The sequence below is a fragment of the Ruminococcus sp. YE71 genome, from assembly GCF_900119155.1.
Taxonomy (GTDB): Bacteria; Bacillota; Clostridia; order Oscillospirales; family Ruminococcaceae; genus YE71.
Window position 1 is genome coordinate 1 of sequence record NZ_FPIR01000043.1, and the last position, 4,104, is coordinate 4,104.

2 tRNA genes and 2 rRNA genes are annotated in these 4,104 nt (G+C 49.6%); all 4 read left to right on the forward strand.

Features of this window, described 5'->3' with window-relative positions:
* Positions 1–1,418 (forward strand): 16S ribosomal RNA (locus BT142_RS18355); the annotation flags it as partial.
* A gap of 156 nt (positions 1,419–1,574) precedes the next feature.
* A tRNA-Ala gene (locus BT142_RS18360) sits at positions 1,575–1,650 on the forward strand.
* 57 nt (positions 1,651–1,707) lie between these two features.
* Positions 1,708–1,781 (forward strand) — tRNA-Ile (locus BT142_RS18365).
* A 288-nt stretch (positions 1,782–2,069) separates the two neighbouring features.
* A 23S ribosomal RNA gene (locus BT142_RS18370) occupies positions 2,070–4,104 on the forward strand; the annotation flags it as partial.

Consider the following 4,104-nt stretch of genomic DNA (forward strand, 5'->3'; position numbering starts at 1 on the left):
GGATCAGTGGCGGACGGGTGAGTAACACGTGAGCAATCTGCCTTTAAGAGGGGAATAACGACTGGAAACGGTCGGTAATACCGCATAACATATCGAAGCCGCATGACTTTGATATCAAAGATTTATCGCTTAAAGATGAGCTCGCGTCTGATTAGCTAGTTGGTGAGGTAACGGCCCACCAAGGCGACGATCAGTAGCCGGACTGAGAGGTTGAACGGCCACATTGGGACTGAGACACGGCCCAGACTCCTACGGGAGGCAGCAGTGGGGAATATTGCACAATGGGCGCAAGCCTGATGCAGCGATGCCGCGTGAGGGAAGAAGGTTTTCGGATTGTAAACCTCTGTTGACAGGGACGATAATGACGGTACCTGTTCAGAAAGCTCCGGCTAACTACGTGCCAGCAGCCGCGGTAATACGTAGGGAGCGAGCGTTGTCCGGAATTACTGGGTGTAAAGGGAGTGTAGGCGGGACTGCAAGTCAGATGTGAAATGTAGGGGCTCAACCCCTGACCTGCATTTGAAACTGTAGTTCTTGAGTGAAGTAGAGGTAAGCGGAATTCCCAGTGTAGCGGTGAAATGCGTAGATATTGGGAGGAACATCAGTGGCGAAGGCGGCTTACTGGGCTTTAACTGACGCTGAGGCTCGAAAGCGTGGGGAGCAAACAGGATTAGATACCCTGGTAGTCCACGCCGTAAACGATGATTACTAGGTGTGGGGGGATTGACCCCTTCCGTGCCGCAGTTAACACAATAAGTAATCCACCTGGGGAGTACGGTCGCAAGACTGAAACTCAAAGGAATTGACGGGGGCCCGCACAAGCAGTGGAGTATGTGGATTAATTCGAAGCAACGCGAAGAACCTTACCAGGTCTTGACATCGTACGCATAGTGTAGAGATACATGAAGTCCTTCGGGACGTATAGACAGGTGGTGCATGGTTGTCGTCAGCTCGTGTCGTGAGATGTTGGGTTAAGTCCCGCAACGAGCGCAACCCTTACTGTTAGTTGCTACGCAAGAGCACTCTAGCAGGACTGCCGTTGACAAAACGGAGGAAGGTGGGGATGACGTCAAATCATCATGCCCCTTATGACCTGGGCCTCACACGTACTACAATGGCTGTTAACAGAGGGAAGCGAAGCCGCGAGGTGGAGCAAATCCCCAAAAGCAGTCTTAGTTCGGATTGTAGGCTGCAACCCGCCTACATGAAGTCGGAATTGCTAGTAATCGCAGATCAGCATGCTGCGGTGAATACGTTCCCGGGCCTTGTACACACCGCCCGTCACACCATGGGAGTTGGTAACACCCGAAGTCAGTAGCCTAACCGCAAGGAGGGCGCTGCCGAAGGTGGGATCGATGACTGGGGTGAAGTCGTAACAAGGTAGCCGTATCGGAAGGTGCGGCTGGATCACCTCCTTTCTAAGGAGAACCGCATGACAGAAAAATCATGCAAAACTCCAAGGTCAACCAAAGGTTGAGTAAGATTAGCTGTTCAATTTTGAGGGTGCTGGAAGAGCGAAAGCTCGACAGTATCTTTACAAACACAAAAGGATAACCGAGTACCCTACTACTTATGGGGGTGTAGCTCAGCTGGGAGAGCACCTGCCTTGCACGCAGGGGGTCAGGAGTTCGATCCTCCTCATCTCCACCATTGGGAACGAGGAGAAACGAACCGCATGAACAAATTCATGCAGAAGGTAATCATTTTGGGCGCATAGCTCAGGTGGTTAGAGCGCACGCCTGATAAGCGTGAGGTCGATGGTTCGAGTCCATTTGTGCCCATCGGATCTCAAAATCACAGATTTTGAGATCGCAGCAAATATTCCTTCAAATGCTGAACGCATTTGATTCGCTGACGCGAACCGGAATATTTGAGTTTGAGTGAAAAGCTCAGACGTTGCAGCTTGAAAATCGAATAGGAAATTAAAGTAATGCAAATGAGGAAATATGCGACAAAGATTTTTAAAATAAATCTAAGTCGGGTATAAACTGCAATTATTGCTAAAGGGAAAAATGAGTATAAAAATGCTTATTTTCTGTAAACTTGAGGATTTGTATCATAATTCAAATGGTTAAGCTAATAAGAGCGCAGGGAGAATGCCTTGGCATCAGGAGCCGATGAAGGACGTGGTAAGCTGCGAAAAGCTGCGGGGATCAGCAAGCATGAATTGATCCGCAGATATCCGAATGGAGCAATCCGCATGGGTGAAGCTCATGCATCATACAGTGAATACATAGCTGTATGAGGGGAACCGCCTGAACTGAAACATCTAAGTAGGGCGAGGAAAAGAAATCAACCGAGATTCTGTGAGTAGTGGCGAGCGAAAGCGGAAGAGGCTAAACCAAGAGTAGCAATACTTTTGGGGTTTTGGACAGCATTTAGCATCAATGAGTCTTAGCTGAAATGTATGGGAAGACATACCAAAGAATGTGAGAGTCATGTAAGCGACAAGATGAATTGGCGAGCTGTATCCGGAGTACCGCGGGACACGTGAAACCCCGTGGGAAAACAGGGGGACCACCCTCTAAGCCTAAATACTACCTGATGACCGATAGCGAATAGTACTGTGAAGGAACGGTGAAAAGAACCCCGGGAGGGGAGTGAAATAGAACCTGAAACCCTGTGCTTACAAGCACCGAGAGCACGTCAAAGTGTGATCGGGTACCTATTGTAGAATGGTCCGGCGAGTTATTGTATGCGGCGAGGTTAAGTACTTAAGGTACGGAGCCGAAGCGAGAGCGAGTCTGAATAGGGCGTATAGTCGTATGCAATAGACCCGAAACCGAGTGACCTACCCATGTCCAGGCTGAAGTGGCGGTAAAACGCTATGGAGGGCCGAACGCACGTTCGTTGAAAAGACCGGCGATGAGGTGTGGGTAGCGGAGAAATTCCAATCGAACTCGGATATAGCTGGTTCTCTCCGAAATAGCTTTAGGGCTAGCCTCACTTTAGATTACCGGATGTAAAGCACTGAATAGGCTAGGGGTCGAGAGATTACCGAACCTTATCAAACTAAGAAGGCCGGATAATTGATGAGTGGGAGTCAGACAGCGTGAGATAAGTTTCGTTGTCAAAAGGGAAAGAGCCCAGATCTACAGCTAAGGTCCCTAAATACGTTTAAGTGGAAAAGGATGTGGAGTTGCATAAACAACCAGGATGTTGGCTTAGAAGCAGCCATACATTAAAAGAGTGCGTAATAGCTCACTGGTCGAGTGACTCTGCGCCGAAAATTCAACGGGGCTAAAACGTATACCGAAGCTTAGGACTGATGGTAACATTAGTGGTAGGAGAGCGTTCAATGCGGGGTGAAGTCAGAGCGGAAGCGCTGGTGGACTGCATTGAAGTGAGAATGCCGGAATGAGTAGCGAGAATTATGTGAGAATCATAATGGCCGAAAATCTAAGGTTTCCGGAGGAAGGTTCGTCCGCTCCGGGTAAGCCGGGAGCTAAGGTGAGGCTTAAATGCGTAGCCGATGCACATACGGTTGAGATTCCGTAGCCGCCGAAACTTAAGCGCAGGGACGCTCATGAAGTGAATAAGCCGGGGGATGGTTCACCCGGTCGTAAGGGACCGAAAGTTAGTAGGGAAGTATTTATGGAGTGAGACAAGAAAAGCTGCGCGGTATGCTAAGGCGCCCGTACCGCAAACCGACACAGGTGGATAGGAAGAGGATTCTAAGGCCAACGGGAGAAGGGTTGTTAAGGAACTCGGCAAGTTGACCCCGTAACTTCGGAATAAGGGGTGCCTGAGAAATCAGGTCGCAGAGAATAGGCCCAGGCAACTGTTTATCAAAAACACAGGTCTCTGCTAAATCGAAAGATGACGTATAGGGGCTGACGCCTGCCCGGTGCCGGAAGGTTAAGAGGAGATGTGAGAGCATTGAATTGAAGCCCCGGTAAACGGCGGCCGTAACTATAACGGTCCTAAGGTAGCGAAATTCCTTGTCAGGTAAGTTCTGACCCGCACGAATGGCGTAATGATCTGGGCACTGTCTCAACAACCCGCCCGGCGAAATTGTAGTACCGGTGAAGATGCCGGTTACCCGCGACTAGACGGAAAGACCCCATGGAGCTTTACTGTAGCCTAATATTGGATTTCGGTATT